General features: G+C 62.5%; 17 protein-coding genes, 2 pseudogenes and 1 riboswitch. Of the genes and pseudogenes, 13 read left to right on the top strand and 6 right to left on the bottom strand.

Going from position 1 to position 19,018, the window contains the following annotated elements; all coding sequences use genetic code 11:
* Positions 1-86: 86 nt before the first annotated feature.
* Positions 87-695, top strand: coding sequence for a TetR/AcrR family transcriptional regulator (locus EN955_RS20315; protein WP_013532796.1), 609 nt, complete (start codon positions 87-89; stop codon positions 693-695).
* A gap of 288 nt (positions 696-983) precedes the next feature.
* Positions 984-1,967: a hypothetical protein gene (locus EN955_RS20310; RefSeq protein WP_024503601.1), complete on the top strand. Its 984-nt coding sequence runs from the start codon at positions 984-986 to the stop codon at positions 1,965-1,967.
* Between the two features lie 122 nt (positions 1,968-2,089).
* Here EN955_RS20310 and bluB read toward each other — a convergent pair.
* Positions 2,090-2,707 (bottom strand): annotated as a pseudogene (gene bluB / locus EN955_RS35495) (5,6-dimethylbenzimidazole synthase); the annotation flags it as partial.
* A gap of 110 nt (positions 2,708-2,817) precedes the next feature.
* A riboswitch (cobalamin riboswitch) is annotated at positions 2,818-2,998 on the bottom strand.
* A 122-nt stretch (positions 2,999-3,120) separates the two neighbouring features.
* On the opposite strand from bluB, the gene EN955_RS20300 reads away from it, so the two are divergent.
* The 6 genes from EN955_RS20300 (at position 3,121) to EN955_RS20275 (ending at position 8,136) form a co-directional block, all read left to right on the top strand.
* Positions 3,121-4,047, top strand: coding sequence for a histone deacetylase family protein (locus EN955_RS20300; protein WP_024503603.1), 927 nt, complete (start codon positions 3,121-3,123; stop codon positions 4,045-4,047).
* A gap of 3 nt (positions 4,048-4,050) precedes the next feature.
* Positions 4,051-4,302 (top strand): exodeoxyribonuclease VII small subunit, encoded by a 252-nt coding sequence (locus EN955_RS20295; RefSeq protein WP_013532792.1) that lies wholly within the window; start codon positions 4,051-4,053, stop codon positions 4,300-4,302.
* Between the two features lie 110 nt (positions 4,303-4,412).
* Positions 4,413-4,679, top strand: a complete 267-nt coding sequence (locus EN955_RS20290; RefSeq protein WP_013532791.1) for a DUF2277 domain-containing protein — start codon at positions 4,413-4,415, stop codon at positions 4,677-4,679.
* 39 nt (positions 4,680-4,718) lie between these two features.
* Entirely contained in the window at positions 4,719-5,639 is a 921-nt protein-coding gene (locus EN955_RS20285; protein ID WP_024503604.1) for a pirin family protein, read from the top strand.
* A gap of 141 nt (positions 5,640-5,780) precedes the next feature.
* A complete protein-coding gene (gene dxs, locus EN955_RS20280; RefSeq protein ID WP_024503605.1) occupies positions 5,781-7,694 on the top strand; it encodes a 1-deoxy-D-xylulose-5-phosphate synthase in 1,914 nt (637 codons plus the stop codon).
* A 148-nt stretch (positions 7,695-7,842) separates the two neighbouring features.
* On the top strand, positions 7,843-8,136 hold the full coding sequence (locus EN955_RS20275) for a hypothetical protein (RefSeq protein ID WP_024503606.1): 294 nt from the start codon (positions 7,843-7,845) through the stop codon (positions 8,134-8,136).
* Positions 8,137-8,224: 88 nt separating this feature from the next.
* On the opposite strand, the gene EN955_RS20270 is transcribed toward EN955_RS20275, so the two are convergent.
* The gene (locus EN955_RS20270) at positions 8,225-9,352 is read right to left on the bottom strand and encodes a GNAT family N-acetyltransferase (RefSeq protein ID WP_245267692.1); all 1,128 of its coding nucleotides are present in this window, start codon (positions 9,350-9,352) and stop codon (positions 8,225-8,227) included.
* 20 nt (positions 9,353-9,372) lie between these two features.
* Positions 9,373-10,368, bottom strand: a complete 996-nt coding sequence (locus EN955_RS20265; RefSeq protein ID WP_024503607.1) for a sterol desaturase family protein — start codon at positions 10,366-10,368, stop codon at positions 9,373-9,375.
* A 326-nt stretch (positions 10,369-10,694) separates the two neighbouring features.
* On the opposite strand from EN955_RS20265, the gene EN955_RS20260 reads away from it, so the two are divergent.
* Both EN955_RS20260 and EN955_RS20255 read left to right on the top strand, forming a co-directional pair.
* Complete coding sequence (locus tag EN955_RS20260; protein WP_013532785.1) at positions 10,695-11,459, top strand: TlyA family RNA methyltransferase; 765 nt, start codon at positions 10,695-10,697, stop codon at positions 11,457-11,459.
* Positions 11,456-12,697, top strand: coding sequence for a class I SAM-dependent RNA methyltransferase (locus EN955_RS20255; protein ID WP_024503608.1), 1,242 nt, complete (start codon positions 11,456-11,458; stop codon positions 12,695-12,697). Before EN955_RS20260 ends, EN955_RS20255 begins: the two co-directional genes overlap by 4 nt.
* 16 nt (positions 12,698-12,713) lie before the next feature.
* Here the strand turns inward: EN955_RS20255 and EN955_RS20250 are convergent, their stop codons facing one another.
* On the bottom strand, positions 12,714-13,373 hold the full coding sequence (locus tag EN955_RS20250) for a transglutaminase-like cysteine peptidase (protein WP_024503609.1): 660 nt from the start codon (positions 13,371-13,373) through the stop codon (positions 12,714-12,716).
* Between the two features lie 542 nt (positions 13,374-13,915).
* On the opposite strand from EN955_RS20250, the gene EN955_RS35490 reads away from it, so the two are divergent.
* Complete coding sequence (locus tag EN955_RS35490; protein ID WP_245265333.1) at positions 13,916-14,062, top strand: hypothetical protein; 147 nt, start codon at positions 13,916-13,918, stop codon at positions 14,060-14,062.
* Positions 14,063-14,087: 25 nt separating this feature from the next.
* Here EN955_RS35490 and tldD read toward each other — a convergent pair whose 3' ends face one another.
* Positions 14,088-15,500, bottom strand: a complete 1,413-nt coding sequence (tldD, locus tag EN955_RS20235) for a metalloprotease TldD (RefSeq protein WP_024503610.1) — start codon at positions 15,498-15,500, stop codon at positions 14,088-14,090.
* A gap of 157 nt (positions 15,501-15,657) precedes the next feature.
* Entirely contained in the window at positions 15,658-16,212 is a 555-nt protein-coding gene (locus EN955_RS20230; RefSeq protein ID WP_013532781.1) for an invasion associated locus B family protein, read from the bottom strand.
* Positions 16,213-16,588: 376 nt separating this feature from the next.
* Here EN955_RS20230 and coxB point away from each other — a divergent pair, with 376 nt between their 5' ends.
* Both coxB and ctaD read left to right on the top strand, forming a co-directional pair.
* Positions 16,589-17,488, top strand: coding sequence for a cytochrome c oxidase subunit II (coxB, locus tag EN955_RS20225; protein WP_081714301.1), 900 nt, complete (start codon positions 16,589-16,591; stop codon positions 17,486-17,488).
* A gap of 38 nt (positions 17,489-17,526) precedes the next feature.
* Positions 17,527-19,018 (top strand): annotated as a pseudogene (gene ctaD / locus EN955_RS20220) (cytochrome c oxidase subunit I); the annotation flags it as partial.

Genomic DNA, 19,018 nt, shown 5'->3' with positions numbered 1-19,018 from the left:
ACATACGAAGCGTATGATTGTTAAATAGAGCATACGCCGCGTATGTCAATTGGCATACGTTACGTATGTGAATAGGGCCAGAAGCCATGCACAGACCCCGCAAGGAGATGATCGCCGAGACGCGCGCAAAGCTGATCGCGGCGGCCCGCCATGCCTTCGGCACAACAGGCTATGCGGAAGCCTCGATGGATGATTTCACCGCTTCGGCCGGGCTGACGCGCGGCGCGCTCTATCATCATTTCGGCGACAAGAAGGGGCTGCTGCAGGCGGTCATAGCCCAGATCGACGGCGAGATGGCGGCGCGCATCAATGAGGTCGCGTCGAGAGCGCCGACCCGCTGGCAGCATTTCGTCGACGAGTGCTCGACCTATATCGAGATGGCGCTGGAGCCGGAAATCCAGCGCATCATGTTCCGGGATGGCCCGGCCGTGCTGGGGGATCCAGCGCAATGGCCGAATGCCAGTGCGTGCATCGTGTCAATGACCGACCATCTGACCGCGCTGCAGGAGGAGGGGGTCGTTGTCTCGAGCCTCGACCCCGAGACGGCCTCGCGACTGATCAACGGAGCGAGCAGCCAGGCAGCGCAACGGATCGCCAATTCGGACGACCCCGAAGCGACGTCCAAGAAGGTGGTGACGGCGTTCAAGCAACTGCTCGAAGGCCTGCTCAAGAAGCCGGATCCGCAGTCGAATTGAAGTTCCCACCGGAGCTTTCGTGCCGGCAGCTGTTCCCGATAGGAATTTTTTCTTGACACCTGCCCTCAGCTAAGGTACATATTCGTCCATGGTGCTGATTTGCGCCGGTGACCCGCCGCACAGGCGGGTTTTTCGTTTGATGCTCCGTCAGACAATGCGCCGGCGAAAGGCTGCGAAAGAAAACCGTTGCCCAGAATTCGTCGCCCTGTGGTGCCAGGGCCGGCAATTGACAATCGTCGGGTTGAGTTCATCCTCTTCCACCATCTCTGAGGCGGAGATTCGGGGCACATGTGGGATTTCGAGATCGGCCGGTCGGTGTCCATCATGATGCGGACCTGGCCGTTCATCGTCTTTCGTATGATCGTCTATTTCGGCATCACGCTGGCCTACATCATGGCGACCGGCACCGGTGCCTCGGTCGGCTATGGCGTCGGCCATATCTCCACCGATCCCGACGGGCCCATGTCCTTTGCCCTGTGGGGCGGCGTGGTCGGGTTTGGCATCGTCTCTATCGCGGTCTACTGGATCCGCGAATACATCCTCTATATCGTCAAGGCCGGCCACATCGCCGTCATGGTTCATCTGATCGACGGCCGCGACATTCCCGGCGGTCAGGACCAGATCGCCTACGCCAGGGATGTCGTCACCCAGCGTTTTGCCGAGGCCAATATCCTTTTCGTCGTCGACCAACTCGTCAAGGGTGCCATCCGCGCCATCACCGGCCTGCTCGGCGGTATCGCCGCCTTCCTGCCGATACCGGGCCTGAGCGGCCTGGTCTCCTTCATCAACACGGTGATCCGCCTGTCGCTGACCTATGTCGACGAGATCATCCTCGGCTACAACATCCGCATCAATTCAGCCTCACCCTTCGAGACGGCGCGCCAAGGCGTCGTGCTCTATGCCCAGAACGGCAAGGTCATGGTCAAGAACGCCGTCTGGCTGGCGGTCATCATGTGGGGCGTGTCGTTCGTCATCTTTCTGATGATGCTGGCGCCTGCCGGCGCCATTCTGTTCCTGATGCCCGGCCAACTCGCCGGCTGGGCCTTCGTGCTCGCCATCGTCTTCGCCTGGGCATTCAAGGCGGCCTTCATCGAGCCTTTCGCCATCGCTTGCCTGATGCAGGTCTATTTCAAGACCATCGCGGGCCAGGTGCCGGATCCGGCCTGGGACGCCCGGTTGGCCGATGCGTCGTCGAAGTTCAGGGAACTCAAGGACAAGGCGCTCGCCTCCTTCGGCGGTTCGCGCTGGGGTACGGCCGGCGCCACACCCTGATCGGCCGGGCAGGTGGTGTCTGGTGAGGCAGAAACGGTGTTGAGGCGCGCCACGGTGGACTTGAGCTGTGCCTCGCCTTGCCCGGAAAACGTCTCGCTCATGATCAGTTCCGGCAGCGGCAGCCGCCGTCCCCAACCATGCGTTTCAAGGTCCGGTTTGGAAGCGAACTCGGAAACACGGCCGACGCAGAGATAGGCGATTGGCGTTACGTGATCCGGAATGGCCAACAACCGCTTCAGCGCCTCAGCCTCGATGATGCTCACCCAGCCGACGCCAACGCCCTCGGCACGCGCGGCCAGCCAGAAATTCTGCACCGCGCAGACGGTGCTGTAGAGATCCATCTCCGGATTGTGCCAGCGTCCCAGCGGCGAACCCTTCGAGCGCTGCCGGTCGCAAGTGATGCAGATGTTGAGCGCGCTTTCGCAGATGCCTTCCAGCTTGAGCTTGCGGTACAGCGCCTGTTTTTCCGCCTCGATCGCCGGCAGTTCCTGCTCGCGCGCGGCCAGGAACAGGTCGCGCACCCTTTCGCGTCGCTCGATGTCACGAATGACAATGAAATTCCATGGCTGCATGAAGCCGACCGATGGCGCATGATGGGCGGCAAGCAGCAGCCGCGCCAGCACGTCGTCATCGATCGCGGTGGGCAGGAAATGGCTGCGCACGTCGCGCCGCGTGAACATGGCGCGATAGACCGCATCGCGCGCATTCTGGTCGAATCCATCGTCAATGGCAGCGGTCATATGTTCCGGCATCGCTTGTCCCCTTGCGATTGCAGATTCAAAACGGTCAGAGCATACTTTGTGCGTCCAAATGGACGCACGTCGCTCTGATGCCATCCGCCTGACCATGCGGATGACGATGCCTGCCAGGCCGGTCTTCTGGCTTGGGATCAACCCGCGTCCGGTGCCTTCCCGTCATCGACAGTGGCATTTACCGGCGCGGTCCCCCTCACAGCGTTGGGCACGCCACGGAATTCAACCGTGTTCCCGATTCTCCCGCTTGCGGCGGGCACCAGGCAGTACCCAGGGACCTTACGCCGAAGCGCCGGCGAGGCCAATGCCTGCGGCGACACGAATGGACGCAGGCGCGATTTTCCCCAGTCATCGGCCGCCCGTGCATGGCCTTTGTCGATCCGGGTCACTAGATTAGGACGATGACCACCCGTCTCTACACGCATCCGATCTTCCTCGAGCATCTCACGCCGCCCGGACATCCCGAGCGGCCCGACCGCTTGCGCGCCATCGAGCGCGTGCTCGATGAGGAAGCCTTTGCCGCGCTCGATCGTATCCAGGCGCCGGAAGGCGACGAGGCCACCATCCTCTACGCGCATCCCGCCGATTTCGTCGCCCGCGTGCGCGCCGCCATTCCCGACGAGGGGATTGCCCGCATCGATGCCGACACCACTGCCAGTCCGAAGAGCTGGCAAGCGGCGATCACCGCGATCGGCGCCGCCAACGCCGCCGTCGATGATGTCTTTTCGGGCCGCGCCGACAACGTCTTTGTCGCCGCCCGGCCGCCCGGCCATCATGCCGAAAAGACCACGGCCATGGGCTTCTGCCTGTTCAACACGGCGGCGATCGCGGCGCGTTATGCGCAGAAGAAACACGGTGTCGAGCGCGTTGCCATCGTCGACTGGGACGTGCATCACGGCAATGGCACGCAGGATATTTTCTGGGACGATCCCTCGGTGCTCTATTGCTCGACACACCAGATGCCGCTTTATCCCGGCACCGGAGCGAAGACCGAAACGGGCGCCGGCAATATCGTCAACGCACCGCTGGCGCCGCAGACCGGCAGCGAAGTGTTTCGCGATGCCTTCCTGTCGCGCGTCCTGCCCGCGCTCGACAATTTCGCGCCCGACCTGATCATCATTTCGGCCGGGTTCGACGCGCACCACCGCGATCCGCTGGCCGAGATCAATCTGACCGAGGATGATTTCGACTGGGCGACCGGCCAGTTGATGCAGCGCGCGGCACGCCACAGCGGCAACCGGCTCGTCAGCCTGCTCGAGGGCGGCTACGATCTGCAGGGATTGGCATTTTCGGTCGCCGCCCATGTCGGGCGACTGATGAAAGGATGAATGATGGCTGGTGAGACCAACGAAGACGTCAAGGCGATGAGCTTCGAGCAGGCACTCGATGCGCTGGAGAAGATCGTCGATGATCTGGAGCGTGGCGACGTGCCGCTCGACCAGTCGATCAGGATCTATGAACGTGGCGAGGCGCTTAAGGCGCATTGCGACCGGCTGCTGAAGGCCGCCGAGGACAAGGTCGAGAAGATCAGGCTGTCGCGCGACGGCAAGCCGGTTGGAACGGAGCCGCTCGACGCGGATTGAGGCCGGTCCGAACGATGGCCTCGCCTCACCGGTTTTTGGACATGATCATGATCGAGGATATAACTCGTTGCGATTGAAACAGCTCAAGGACAAGAGGAGATACGGAAGCGATGTGCAGAAACATCAAGACCCTGTTCAATTTTGATCCGCCGGCAACCAATGACGAGGTGCGCGACGCGGCCCTTCAGTTCGTCCGCAAGCTGAGCGGAACGACGCGACCCTCGAAGCAGAACCAGCACGCCTTCGATCATGCCGTCGACGCCATCGCGGCCTCAGCGCGCGAACTGCTCGATTCCCTGGAAACCCATCAGCATCCGCGCAATCGCGAAGAGGTGGCGGCCAAGCTGCGGGCAAAGGCGGCCATCCGCTTTGCCTGATGCGGCCAGGCGGCCTTCGACCACCGACAAGGAGAGTCCATGAGCTTCTTCCCCGGGAAAGACCCTGAGGTGGGCGATGCGTTCGCCAGCGATCAGATCGAATTGATGGTCATTCCGAACGCCAAGGACATCGGTGGTTTTCAGGTGCGCCGTGCCCTGCCAACGGCAAAAAGGCGGTTGGTCGGTCCGTTCATCTTCTTCGACCGCATGGGTCCCGCGATCCTGCGGGCCGGCCAGGCGCTGGACGTCCGTCCGCATCCGCATATCGGACTGTCGACGGTCACCTATCTGTTCGACGGCAAGATCCGGCACCGCGACTCCCTCGGCACCGAAATGGTCATTCAGCCCGGCGACGTGAATTTGATGACCGCCGGCCGCGGCATCGTCCATTCGGAGCGTACGCCGGAGGAACTGCGTGGCGCGCCGATGTCGGTATCCGGCCTGCAGACATGGCTGGCGCTGCCGGACGACAAGGAAGAGGTGGCTCCTGTGTTCGAGAACACAGGAGCGGTCAGGCTTCCCGAGATTGATGCCGAAGGCGTCAACGGGCGCCTCATCATCGGCGATTTCCAAGGATTACGGTCCCCGGTCAGGGCCGATTCGGAGACGCTCTACGCCGACCTGCGCCTGGCGTCCGGCGCCAGCGTGAAAATCCCTGCCGATGCGGAAGAGCGCGCCATTTACACGCTGGAAGGCGAGGTCTCGATTTCGGGCGATGTGTTCCCAGCCGAACGGCTGCTGGTGTTCCGTCCCGGTGACGAGATCGTCGTGTCGTCGCAGACCGGGGCGCATTTCATGCTGTTCGGCGGCGCCTCTCTTGGTTCGAAGCGTTACATCTGGTGGAATTTCGTCTCGTCGTCGAAAGAGCGTATCGAACAGGCGAAAGAGGAATGGAAGACAGGCCGCTTCGACATCGTTCCAGGAGACGAGGAAGAGTTCATTCCGCTGCCGGAAAGCTGATGCCTGTCGCCCAAAGTGGCCCGGTTTGGGGAAACGACCTGCATAGAAGCAAAAGACCACAGTCTGATCCGCGTCACTGACACGCATTTACTTTCGCCGGCCGGCGGCCTATTTCGCCCATCAACCGAAAGCCTGAGCACCGTGAACGCAACGCCGCATACGCCGCTTCTCGACAAGGCCCGCATCCCGGCCGACCTGCGCATGCTTGCCGAGAGTGAGCTGCCGCAACTGGCGTCCGAGCTTCGCGCCGAGCTGGTCGACGCGGTATCCCGCACGGGTGGTCATCTGGGCGCCGGCCTTGGCGTGGTCGAGCTGACAGTGGCGCTGCACTATGTCTTCAACACCCCCGATGATCGGCTGATCTGGGATGTCGGCCACCAAGCCTATCCGCACAAGATCCTGACCGGCCGCCGCGACCGTATCCGCACGCTGCGCCAGGAAGGCGGCCTATCCGGCTTCACCCGCCGCGCCGAGAGCGAGTACGATCCATTCGGCGCTGCCCACTCCTCGACATCGATATCGGCCGGCCTCGGCATGGCCGCGGCCCGCGATCTCTCCGGCGGCCGCAACAATGTCATCGCCGTCATCGGCGACGGCGCCATGTCTGCCGGCATGGCCTACGAGGCGATGAACAATGCCGGCGCACTCGATGCACGGCTGATCGTCATTCTCAACGACAACGACATGTCGATCGCGCCGCCAACCGGCGCCATGAGCGCCTATCTGGCGCGGCTGGCCTCCGGCAAGGCCTATATCGGCCTGCGCGATTTCGGCAAAAAACTGACGTCTTATCTCGGCAAGCGCGCGGATCGTGCGATCACAAGGGCGGTCGAGCATGCACGTGGCTACGTCACCGGCGGCACGCTGTTCGAGGAACTCGGCTTCTATCACATCGGCCCGATCGACGGCCACAATCTGGAACATCTGATCCCGGTCCTGAAAAATGTCCGAGACAATGGCGAAGGCCCGGTGCTCATCCATGTCGTCACCCAGAAGGGCAAGGGCTATGCGCCGGCGGAAGCCGCCGCCGACAAATATCACGGCGTCAACAAGTTCGACGTCATCACCGGCGCGCAGGCCAAGGCGCCGGCCAACGCACCGGCCTACACCAAGGTGTTCGCCGAAAGCCTGGTCCAGGAGGGCCGCGAGGACGACCGCATCGTCGCCGTCACCGCAGCCATGCCGAGCGGTACCGGCCTCGACCTGTTCGGCGAAGCGTTCCCGTCGAGGACCTTCGATGTCGGCATCGCCGAACAGCACGCGGTGACCTTCGCCGCCGGCCTCGCCACCGAAGGCTACAAGCCGTTCGCGGCCATCTATTCCACCTTCCTGCAGCGCGCCTACGACCAGGTCGTCCACGACGTCGCCATCCAGAAATTACCGGTGCGCTTTCCCATCGACCGCGCCGGCTTCGTCGGCGCCGATGGCGCCACCCATTGCGGCGCCTTCGACACCACCTTCCTGGCGACACTGCCGGGCTTCGTGGTGATGGCGGCGGCCGACGAGGCGGAGCTGCGCCACATGGTACGCACCGCGGCAAGCTATGATGACGGCCCGATCGCCTTTCGCTATCCGCGCGGCAATGGCGTTGGCGTCGACATGCCGGAGCGTGGCTCCGTGCTCGAAATCGGCAAGGGCCGCATCGTCAGGGAGGGCACCAAGGTAGCATTGCTGTCCTTCGGCACACGGCTGCAGGATTGCCTGATCGCCGCCGAGGAGCTAGGGGCTGCCGGGCTTTCCACCACGGTCGCCGACGCCCGTTTCGCCAAGCCGCTCGACGAGGATCTGATCCGGCGGCTGGCCCGCTCGCATGAGGTTCTGGTGACGGTGGAGGAGGGCGCCGTCGGCGGCTTCGCCAGCCATGTGCTGCAGTTCCTCGCCCATGAAGGCCTGCTGGAAAGCGGCCTGAAGGTGCGCCCGCTGGTGCTGCCCGACGTGTTTACCGACCACGCGAAGCCGGAAAAGATGTATGCCGATGCCGGGCTCGATGCTGCCGGCATCGTGCGCACCGTGTTCGTCGCGCTCGGGCATACGGTTCGCGCCCAGCGCGCCTGAATCAAAGTCTCAGTGACTTGAATCAGTTTGCCGGCCAACGTTCTTAACGCGTTGTTTACGCTGCCGTTTGGCGCTTTGCTTACCGTGTCTCTTGGCCGTTTTTCAACGGCGCCCTGCTAGATCGTGATCAGGCAGGGAGACAGCAACAATGAAAACGCTTCTGTGCGGCGCAGCGCTTTGCGCCGTCATCGTCGCGCCGGCCACAGCCGAAACGCGCTATGATCGCAGCCTCGAAAAGGCGGCCATGGGCATCGTCGCCGGCAAGATGGGCGACATCCGCGGCGGCTTTTCCTTCAAGCAGGTGCCGCAACTGGTGGTTCTGCCGGCCCCCGTTCCCGCACCTGCGGTTGCCATCGAGCCTTCACGCGAGCAAGCGTCGGGAGGGCGTGCGGATGGGTTGTCTCCGGCCGTCGAGCGCCCGGTTTCGCGAAGCGTATTCTGAGCTAGAGACCAGCAAGCCCTGATCGGGATTGCCCGATCGTTTCATCGTGCTTTGCCGCTGTGCGGGTGATCTAAAGGCGTCGGCACTGCTACTCCGCCGCCACCAGCTCCGCTTGTTGCGCCGGTTTCTCGGGGCGCCAGGATTGCGCCGCGTGGCGGGCGCGGTCTGCCAGGGCGGCAAGGCGTCCGCGCAGGTTTCGTCCACCCACCACTGACGACAAGATCACCGAATGCGTCGCAAAGCGGCGCTTGAAATCCTCGCCGCCGCAGAGAAAATCGATCGTGGTCAAGCCCCTGTCGAACGACCACTGGATGTAATCCATCATCAAGACCATGCCCGGCGAGGCCCGTTCGAAGGCCGGATCATAGGTGGTGACGAAAGCCATCATCGTTCCATGCTGCTCGAAATTGATCGATATGGCGATGATCTCGTCTTCGCGTTCGAGCACGAAAATGCGCAGCAACCCAAGCCCGGCCAGAACCGAGATCAGTGCCGGCAGCGCGGGGGAACCTTCGTCGAACAGGTCCGAGACGCGGCCGTGTTTTGCGAGCCATAGCCGTTTCAGCGCGGCGACGCGTTCCAGCACCGGCTCGCGGGCTTCGTGCGCATCCATCAGGCGGAAACGCAGCGCGCCGCCTTCCTCCATGAATTTGTAACCACGGCGATAGTTTTGCCGGGTTTTCTTCGACTGGCTTTCAAACCATTGTGCGCCGCGTTGTCCGGCGCTGGAAACTCGGTAGCTGACCTCGCTGCGGTGGCTCGGCTGCAAAATGCTGCCCTGGCCTGGGGCGGCGGGACCAAGCAGGGTCCGGAATCGAGCATCGGGCAACAGCCGATTGAGATACGCAAGATCGAAGCCGCCATCGTCGAGGATATGTTGCCAGAGTTGCGGCAGGATCTGTGGCTCTGCATCGGGAGCAAGCAGGACATCGCCATAGTCGCAGTGATCCTTCGCCGCCCATTCCAGCATACGGATGCCCGAGCGCCAGAAGGTCGCGAGCGCAATGACCGCCTCGAGGCGCTCGCCGCTCCAGACCAGGCCGATCCTGAGGCCGCGGCGGTCCTGATGCGGTGTGGTGTGCCACCAGGCCGAGATCCAGTCGGGATGCTGGAAAACGAGGCCGCCGGCGCGTTGCCAGAGCGCTGCCCAGGCGGGCGCGATTTCTGCCAGTCGCTCTGGCGAGGTTGCAATTTCGATCCGGTGCGCTTGCTGCATCCGGAACACGGCCGGTCCGTTCATGGCTTGCCCCCCTGCGGCGATTGCTGTGGCTCGGGCTTGTCGGCGCGGAAATGTCTGGCGATCTGCCGCCACATCCGCTGCAGCGGCATGACATAGAGGCCTGCTAGCGACTGGTAGTCGCGCACGTTGCGTTCGATCAAACCGAACTTGAAGTCCTCGTCGGGTCTCGGAACGCACAGAGTTCCGAAGAGCCGATCCCAGAACGAGAAGAGCAGCCCGAAGTTCTTGTCGTAGTGGCGCGGGTCGGTGCTGTGGTGCAACTGATGCCAGTGTGGGCACAGGATCAGATTGTTCAACGGCCCAAACGAGATCTTGAAATGCGTGTGCCTGACGAAATCCATCATCAGGATGTTGCGTATGATGTAGACGTTGACGCCGAAGACCGTCAGTTCAACCAGGTTCAGCGACACCAGCGACCAGATGCCGAAGCAGATGCCGGGAATGACGCCGTCCCAGGCCCGGTTCATCAATTCGTCGAGCGGGTGGACGCGATCCTTGGTGATGCCGACCATCACCTCGGCCGAATGGTGCACCTTGTGCAGTTCCCAGAGCACCGGGTAGCGGTGCTGGGCGACATGATAGAGATAGTACGAAATGTCATAGGCAAGCAGCATGGTGAGGGTGAAGATCGTCACCGTCACAGGCCCCGCCGGTCCCTCGATCAGAGGCGGCTGGATTGCCAGCAGCGTGGAGAGCAACCAGTTCGTCGCATAGCCGACGGCGCTGACGAAGACGACGCCGGCGGGCAGCATGAGGAATGGCATCAGCGCCTTCCGCGTCACCCAGAACAAAAGGTCGGCTTTCGCCGAAGGATGCGTGATGACCTCATGCGGCACCGCGAACTCGAAGAATTCTTTCCAGCTCTTTTTCTCGACCGTGCGCCAGTAGGCGACCAGGGCACTGACCAAAGCAGTCAGCAACAGAAGTCCGGTCGCCAGCAGGCCGGCGCCGGAAATCCGGTCAAGAACCTTGTAGACGATGTCGCTGGCCATTTCCAAAGTTGCCGCCTCTTCATCCGGGTTTTCCCGTCGTCGCGGTCATAACATTGAAGTCCTCAAGCAAATGCGATGAAAATTGGTTAAGAAATCATGAGGCTTTCTAGATTGTTGGTATTTACCCGCAGGCGGTGAGACCTCATGCTTCGGCGGTCATCCGTCTCAACGGGCGTAACGCATGGGTATTCATAAGGATGGTCGGCGGGACGGGACGCCTCACCATCGTCGCCGTGCAAGATGCTGAGCGTGATGATGGGAACGAGAGACGAAATGCTTCCAGCTGGCGCTCTTGCCATCGTCGTCGGCTTTCGCCATGAAGGCCGATGAATTCGCCTCTGCCAGCCAGCGCACGCCAGCGGCTCGACGACCTGCTCGTCCAGCGCGGGCTGTTTGCCAGCCGCTCACGTGCCCGCGATGCGGTCGAGCGCGGCACTGTGACCGTCGACGGCGTCATTGCGCGCAAGCCCGGCCAGAGCGTTTTGCCGCAATGTCACGTTGCCATCGATGATCCGGCGCAAGGCTATGTGTCGCGCGCGGCACTCAAGCTGATCGGCGGGCTCGATCATTTCGGCCTCGATCCTGCCGGCCGTGAAGCGCTCGACATCGGCGCCTCGACCGGCGGCTTCACCCAGGTGTTGCTCGAGCGCGGCGTGGCCCATGTCACCGCCGTCGATGTCGGGCATGGCCAGATGCATCCTGATATCGGCGGCGACCCGCGTGTGACGGTGATCGAAGGGCTGAACGCCCGCGACCTCGCCGTCACCGATCTCGGCGGGCGTATTCCGGATTTCATCGTCTCCGACGTCAGCTTCATCTCGCTGAAACTGGCGCTGCCGCCGGCCCTTGGTCTGGCCAAGGCTGGCGCAAAGGCCATGTTTCTGGTCAAGCCGCAATTCGAGGCCGGCAGGGAAGCGATCGGCAAGGGTGGTCTGTTGAAGGATCCCTTCGACGCCGCCCGTGTCGCCGGCCTGCTGCAGGATTGGCTGGACTCCGTTCCCGGCTGGCGCTCGCTGGGGCTGCATCTGTCGCCGATCGATGGCGGCGACGGCAATCGCGAATTCCTGCTCGGTGGGATCAAGGATCGATGAGCGCGCGCTTCAGCATCAGGAAACTTGGCGCTCAGGGCGACGGCGTCGCCGAGACCGAGACAGGCGATCTGTTCATTCCCTTCACACTGCCCGGTGAAACGGTCACCGCCGCGCGCGAAAGGGATCGCGCCATGCTGATGGCGGTGCTGGAAGCATCGCCGCTGCGCATCGATCCCGCCTGCTGCCACTTCACCGAATGCGGCGGTTGCGCGCTCCAGCATTTCGAAGCCGAAGCCTATCGCCAGTGGAAACGCGAAAAAGTGGCGCACATCCTGAAGGGCAAGGGCATCGATTGCGAGATCGGTGACCTAGTCGCCTGCGCACCGCAGACGCGCCGCCGTGTCGTGCTTGCCGCCCGGCGCACCGAGACAGGCATGCTGCTCGGCTTCCATCGCCATCTGTCGCCGGAGATCGTCGCCATATCGGAATGCCCGATCTCGCTGCCGGAGATCGTTGCCGCCCTCGATCTCTTGAGGGCGCTCGCCGAATTGGTCTGCGCAACCGCCAAATCGTTCCGGCTGGCGGTCACCGTGACCGGTTCGGGGCTCGATGTCGCGGTTCACGAATCCGGCAAGCTCGGGGAGCACCAGCGCCGGATCGCGGCTAACTTCGTCATGGCGCAGGGCTTTGCCAGGCTGTCCATCGATGACGAAATCATCATCGAGCCGAAAAAGCCGGTGGTCATGTTCGGCGGCGTCGCTGTCGCCTTGCCCCCGGGCGCGTTCCTGCAGGCAACCGAGGCCGCCGAACAGGCGATGGCCGACATCGTCGGCGGACATCTGAAGCGTGCCAAGAAGGTGGCGGATCTTTTCGCCGGTTGCGGTAGCTTTGCTCTGCGTCTGGCCGCGAAGTCGGAAGTCCATGCGGTGGAAGGCGATGCGGCAGCGCTTTCGGCGCTCGACCGTGGATCGCGCTTCGCCACCGGCTTGAAGCGGGTGACGGGCGAACGCCGCGACCTGTTCCGCCGGCCGCTGACGTTCAAGGAGTTGAATGCGTTCGACGGTGTGGTGTTCGACCCGCCGCGCGCCGGCGCCGAGGACCAGTCGAAGCAGATCGCCCGCTCGGATGTTCCCTACGTTGCCGCGGTATCCTGCAATCCGGTGACGCTGGCTCGCGACCTGCGCATCCTCATCGACGGCGGCTACGCCTTGAAGAGCGTGACGCCGATCGACCAGTTCCTGTGGTCGCCGCATGTCGAAGCGGTGGCACTGCTGGAGAAGCCGAAGAAGCGGCGATAGCCTGGAGGCTTCGGCCCTACGAACTTGGCGACAGTCGTTTCGACGTGCCGCCGCGTTGGTTGATCGACACCCAGGTATTTGGGTTCTGCTGCGACTGACGTTTCACGAAGTAATAGCCCGTCGCGTTCCAGGGCCTGATCTCATTGACCAGATTGTCCAGGACAAGATCGCCCTTGTCGGTTTTCACCGTCAGAATGGTGTGGCCTTCATTGTCCAGGTCGCGCACCACGGTCATCAGCAACGCCTGCCGGGGGAATCCCGCTGCCAGAAGAAGCTTGCGCTTGTAGAGCGCGTAGATCTTGCAGTCGCCCTTGCCGTCCACCGGATAGTCCCAGTGATCCGCCATCGTACCCCAGTGATCGAAATTGCTGACGGGTTTGATGGCGCTGTTCGCCTTGTGATTTATCCGCTTGAGGATGCGTAGGTTCTGCGCGGTTAGCTTGACATTCGCCGCCGGCAGAGCGGGCACCTTGCACTCCTTTGGCCGGCGATGGCAGAAATCGACCCAACCGTAGGGGACGCTGGTGCTTCCACCAACTGCGGCAGATTGCGTCGATCGCGACTTGAACAATGTCGACTGTGCCGCCGCTGGACTGGCTTGCAACCATGTCGCGCCAATCAACGAAACGAAGCCAAGCAGGAAAGAGGAGGTCAGGACGCCGGGGAAATGCCGCATTGCCAACACCACCGCAACCAGAAGGCCGGCACTGCGTTCGTGCGGAAACGGCAGCCCAGGCAGTTAAACACCTAACAATTTCCTAATGCCGATTGTGTTCACTTCAAGGTGCAGCCGGGAATTCAAACTGGAAAACGCAAGCATCAGCGGGCGCATTCGATCTGACTCGACCATCGGGGCGCCAGCGACGGACCTTTGTCATGCGTCCTGCAAGCTGTCATATCCCCCCGTCTTTGCAGCCTTGAGGAAATTACGATCAAAGGTTGCAAAGCCAGCGCAATGAGCTGATTTCCCCAGATGCAGAGCATCTGCGAAATCCATTCCCTTCTTCGCGAGGTCGAGTGCGGACGACACCACCGCGCTGTCCGCGACCTCTACTGTTGGGAGCCCGCCAAATGTCCGCAGCGCGATGTCAGGCGCCGCATAACGTAAGCGCCGGCGCAACTCTCATGATGGCGCTCTCGGGTGCGCTCGTCGCCTGGATTTAGCGAAAGATCGCTCGAACCGGGCTATTGCCGTCCTATGCACTTGGCATGGCGGCCATGACGTTTGTCGCAGCTGCGCTGTATGTCTCCGGCCACGACGGGACCGTCGACTGCCTGAGTGCTTGGGTCAAATATGCGATCGGTGGCGTCATCGCCTTCCTGATTCTCTACACGACTTCGCGCCGGTCTATCGGCAAGGCATAACGGCCCGGCCAGCGGGGCCGTTCGCTCAGACCCGCGTGCCGCCCACCGTCATCTGGTTCATGCGCAGATGCGGCTGGCCGACGCCGACCGGCACGCCCTGTCCGGCCTTGCCGCACATGCCGATGCCGGTGTCGAGCTTCATGTCGTTGCCGATCATCGAGACGCGATGCATGGCGTCCGGACCGTTGCCTATCAGCATCGCGCCCTTGATCGGCTGCGTCACCTTGCCGTTCTCGATCATGTAGGCCTCGGTGCAGCCGAACACGAATTTGCCCGAGGTGATGTCGACCTGGCCGCCACCGAAGGAGACGGCATAGATGCCGTTCTTGACCGAGGCGATGATTTCGTCCGGCTCCATGTCGCCCGCCGTCATATAGGTGTTGGTCATGCGCGGCATCGGCTGGTGTGCGTAGCCTTCGCGGCGGCCGTTGCCGGTTGCCTTCATGCCCATCAGCCGAGCGTTCTGGCGATCCTGCATGTAGCCGACCAGTTTGCCGTCCTCGATCAGCACATTGCGGGCCGAAGGCGTGCCTTCGTCGTCGACTGTCAGCGAGCCGCGCCGCTCGGGCATCGTGCCGTCGTCGACGACGGTCACCCCCTTGGCGGCGACCTGCTGGCCGAGCAGTCCGGCGAAGGCCGAGGTCTTCTTGCGGTTGAAATCGCCTTCCAGCCCATGGCCGACGGCCTCGTGCAGCATGACGCCCGGCCAGCCGCTGGACAAGACGATGTCGAAGGTGCCGGCCGGCGCCGGTATGGCCTCGAGATTGACCAGAGCTTGCCTGAGCGCCTCCTTGGCGGCGTGCTTCCAGCTGTCCTCGACCAGGAATTCGCCAAACGCCTTGCGGCCGCCCATGCCGTAGGAGCCGCTCTCCTGGCGGTCGCCATTGCCGACAACGACGGAGACGTTGACGCGGACCAGCGGGCGGATGTCGCGCACCATTTGGCCGTCGGCGCGCACGATCTCGACATGCTGCCAGGATGCGGCGAGCGATGCCGAAACCTGCCGCACGCGCGGGTCCTCGGCGCGCAGCCAGGCGTCGATTTCCTGCAGGAGCTTTGCCTTGGCCTCGAAGGAGGGCGAGGGGATCGGGTTCTCTTCGCCATAGAGATGGCGGTTGGTGCGGGCGGGTGCGGCGGCAAGCGTGCCGGAATAGCCGCCCTTGACGGTCGAAACGGCATCGGCCGCGCGCAGCAGCGAAGCTTCGGAGAGATCGCTGGAATGGGCATAGCCGCTGGCTTCGCCGGCAACCGCGCGCAGGCCAAACCCTTGGTCGGTGTTGAAGTTGGCGGTCTTCAGCCGGCCATTGTCGAACATCAGCGCTTCGCTCTCGCTGTATTCGAGGAACAGCTCGCCGTCATCGGCGCCGTTGATGGTTTCGGCGACGATCTGCTTGATGCGATCGTCTGAAATGTCGAATTGGCCGATCAGGCTGTTCATGGCGCGTCCGTTCACAGGAGGAATGGGTCTTTGCCACGATGTAGGCGCGAAGGTGCGCCGAGACAATCGCTCAGCCGCATTGTGAAGACAAAAGCGGTTTGCCAGCAGACCGTCGACGTCACTTCTGGTTGATGAAGCCGGTGATGTCGCCGGGCTTTCAGGGGAGGGCGGCGAAGCCGTCGGCAAAACCCTTGAGGTCGACCGGGATGCCGATGCCTTCTTCCGGGGTCTGGAAGACAATGAAGGTGGCCGACGTGCCGGTCTTCAGCGTGTCGAGAAGCGGCTTCTCGAGGATAACCTCGGCATAGCAGCCGTCCTGGAAACAGCGCACGAAATAGGCGCGACCGATGTCCTTGCCGTCGACATTGAGGCCAAGCCCGTTGGGCAAAAGCACGCCGAGCGGCGCCAGAACGCGCAGGATCTCCGCCTTGTTGTCGGCGGTGCGCAGCACGACGACCGACAGTCCCATCTCCGGACGGTCCTCGGCGACGACGTTCTGCATCATCACGCATTGTTCCGAGGTGGCACCGGCCGGCGTGTCGCAGATGATCGACCATGCGCCATGCGTCGAGCGAACGGTACCGCTCGGTTGCGCGGCGTTCGCCGTGCCGGACACGATCGCGGACAAGCCGATGCCAGACAGGGCGGCGAAAAAGATGACCTTCGCCCAGTTTCTCGAAAACCGAGAGTTTCTCGAAAGCCAGTAATTCATGACGGCTCCATTGCGAATCACGGCACTTTAAGCCGCGCCAAAGCCAAGTAAAGGACGAGACCGCACCAGGTCTGCCCCGAAAAAGCCAATACGGCGCTTTTCCCTGCCAATTTCGCCCGAATTGCGACGTTCGGCACGTGCGCGCCGCGGGAATGCCGCTGTGGGTTCAATGTAGGCGATTCGGGGCTGCCGCGGCTGCCTCCAAAGGCACATCCGGGCTTGCGCGCAAAAATGCCGCACGGTTTCGTCCGCTCCTTTCTTGCGGAGGGAAAAAGAGTATGGTTTGAACCAGCTTGAAACTGTCGGGATTCCCGTCCCGGCATTGTTCGTTATTCTCGTGGGTACCACAGCGAGGAACTGGGAGACGATGAGGGCGATGAGAAATTTCCTGGCAAACGCCAAGGTTCCAGCAAGTGCCAAGTTTCTAAATGCTTGTGCCGCTATCACGTTTTTCGCCGGCGCATCCGCCCATGCCGACCAGCCCAAGAACTGGGAGACAACCTTCCAGGCGCCGGCGACCGACATGATGCGGCAGATCGAGTGGTTCGGGAACTACACAATGTGGTTCATCGTCCCGATCACCATCCTGGTGCTGATTCTTCTCGCCTATTGCATCATCAGATTCCGCGCGAGCGCCAACCCGGTTCCGTCCAAGACCAGTCACAACACGTGGATCGAGTTGATCTGGACGATCGGACCTGTCGTCATCCTGCTCCTCATCGCTATCCCCTCGTTCCAGCTGCTGACCGCGCAATACACGCCGCCGGAAGAAGCAAAGCTGACCGTCAAGGCGACCGGCAACCAGTGGAACTGGGACTACGAGTACCAGACCGACAACACGCTCTCTTTCAACTCCGCGATCCTCCAGGACACCGAACGCGCCGCTGCCGGCAAGGAGGACCGCAAGGTCTACCCGCGCCTGCTGGCCGTCGACAACGAGCTGGTCGTGCCGGTCAACACCATGACCCGCGTGCTCGTCACCGCGACCGACGTGATCCACTCCTTCGCCATGCCGTCGTTCGGCATCAAGATCGACGCCGTTCCTGGTCGCACCAACGAGACCTGGTTCAAGGCGGAGAAGGAAGGTATTTTTTACGGCCAGTGCTCGCAGCTCTGCGGCAAGGACCATGCCTTCATGCCGATCGCCATCCGCGTCGTCTCCGATGCGCAGTTCAAGACCTGGCTGGCGGCAGCCAAGACCGATCTGCCCGGCGCCAACAAGACGCTGATGGCCGAGGTCGACGGCCAGAACAAGGTAGCGGCCGCCGGCAACTGATGCCGCGGGTTAGCAAGATTTAGGGAACGGAGCGGAACATGGCAGACGCTGCAGCTCACGACGGGCACGACCACAAGCCTTATCACGGCTGGGTGCGCTGGGTTTATTCGACCAACCACAAGGACATCGGCACGCTCTACCTGATCTTCGCGATCATGGCCGGCATCATCGGCGGCGCCTTGTCGGTCGCCATCCGCATGGAGCTGCAGGAGCCTGGCATCCAGATCTTCAGCGGTCTGGCGCAGATGGTCTACGGCATGAACGGTGACGCCGCGATCGACGGCGGCAAGAGCATGTACAATGCCTTCGCCACCGCGCACGCCCTGATCATGATCTTCTTCATGGTCATGCCGGCGCTGATCGGCGGTTTTGCCAACTGGATGGTCCCGATCATGATCGGCGCGCCCGACATGGCGTTCCCGCGCATGAACAACATCTCCTTCTGGCTGCTGCCGCCGGCCTTCATCCTGCTGCTCACCTCGATGTTCATGCCGAGCGCACCGGGTGCCTATGGCGTCGGTGGCGGCTGGACGCTTTATCCGCCGTTGTCGACCTCGGGCCAGCCCGGGCCGGCCATGGATCTGCGATCCTGTCGATCCACATTGCCGGTGCCTCGTCGATCCTCGGCGCCATCAACTTCATCACCACCATCTTCAACATGCGCGCGCCTGGCATGACGCTGCACAAGATGCCGCTGTTTGCCTGGTCGGTGCTGATCACCGCCTTCCTGCTCCTGCTGTCGCTGCCGGTTCTGGCCGGCGGCATCACCATGCTGCTCACCGACCGCAATTTCGGCACCACCTTCTTTGCTCCCGACGGCGGCGGCGACCCGATCCTGTTCCAGCACCTGTTCTGGTTCTTCGGTCACCCTGAAGTGTACATCCTGATCCTGCCGGGCTTCGGCATCATCAGCCACGTCATCTCGACCTTCTCGAGGAAGCCGGTGTTCGGTTATCTCGGCATGGCCTACGCCATGGTGGCGATCGGCGCCGTCGGCTTCATCGTCTGGGCGCACCACATGTACACGACCGGCCTGTCGCTCGATACGCAGCGCTATTTCGTCTTCGCCACCATGGTCATCGCGGTGCCGACAGGCGTGAAGATCTTCTCCTGGATCGCGACGATGTGGGGCGGGTCGATCTCGTTCAAGACGCCGATGCTGTGGGCGCTGGGCTTCATCTTCCTGTTCACCATCGGCGGCGTCACCGGCGTCCAGCTGGCCAATGCCGGCCTCGACCGCTCGCTGCATGACACCTATTTCGTCATCGCCCACTTCCACTACGTGCTGTCGCTGGGCGCGGTGTTCGCCATCTTCGCCGGCTGGTACTACTGGTTCCCGAAGATGACCGGCTACATGTATTCGCCCGTTATCGCCAACACCCACTTCTGGGTCACCTTCGTCGGCGTGAACCTGATCTTCTTCCCGCAGCACTTCCTCGGTCTCGCCGGCATGCCGCGCCGCACCATCGACTACCCCGATGCGTTTGCCGGCTGGAACTATGTGTCGTCCATCGGCTCGTATATCTCGGC

The sequence above is a fragment of the Mesorhizobium sp. M7A.F.Ca.CA.001.04.2.1 genome (assembly GCF_003998485.1).
Lineage (GTDB): Bacteria > Pseudomonadota > Alphaproteobacteria > Rhizobiales > Rhizobiaceae > Mesorhizobium > Mesorhizobium ciceri.
The sequence above is the reverse complement of the archived record's forward strand: the minus strand, read 5'-3'. Positions and strand labels throughout refer to the sequence as shown.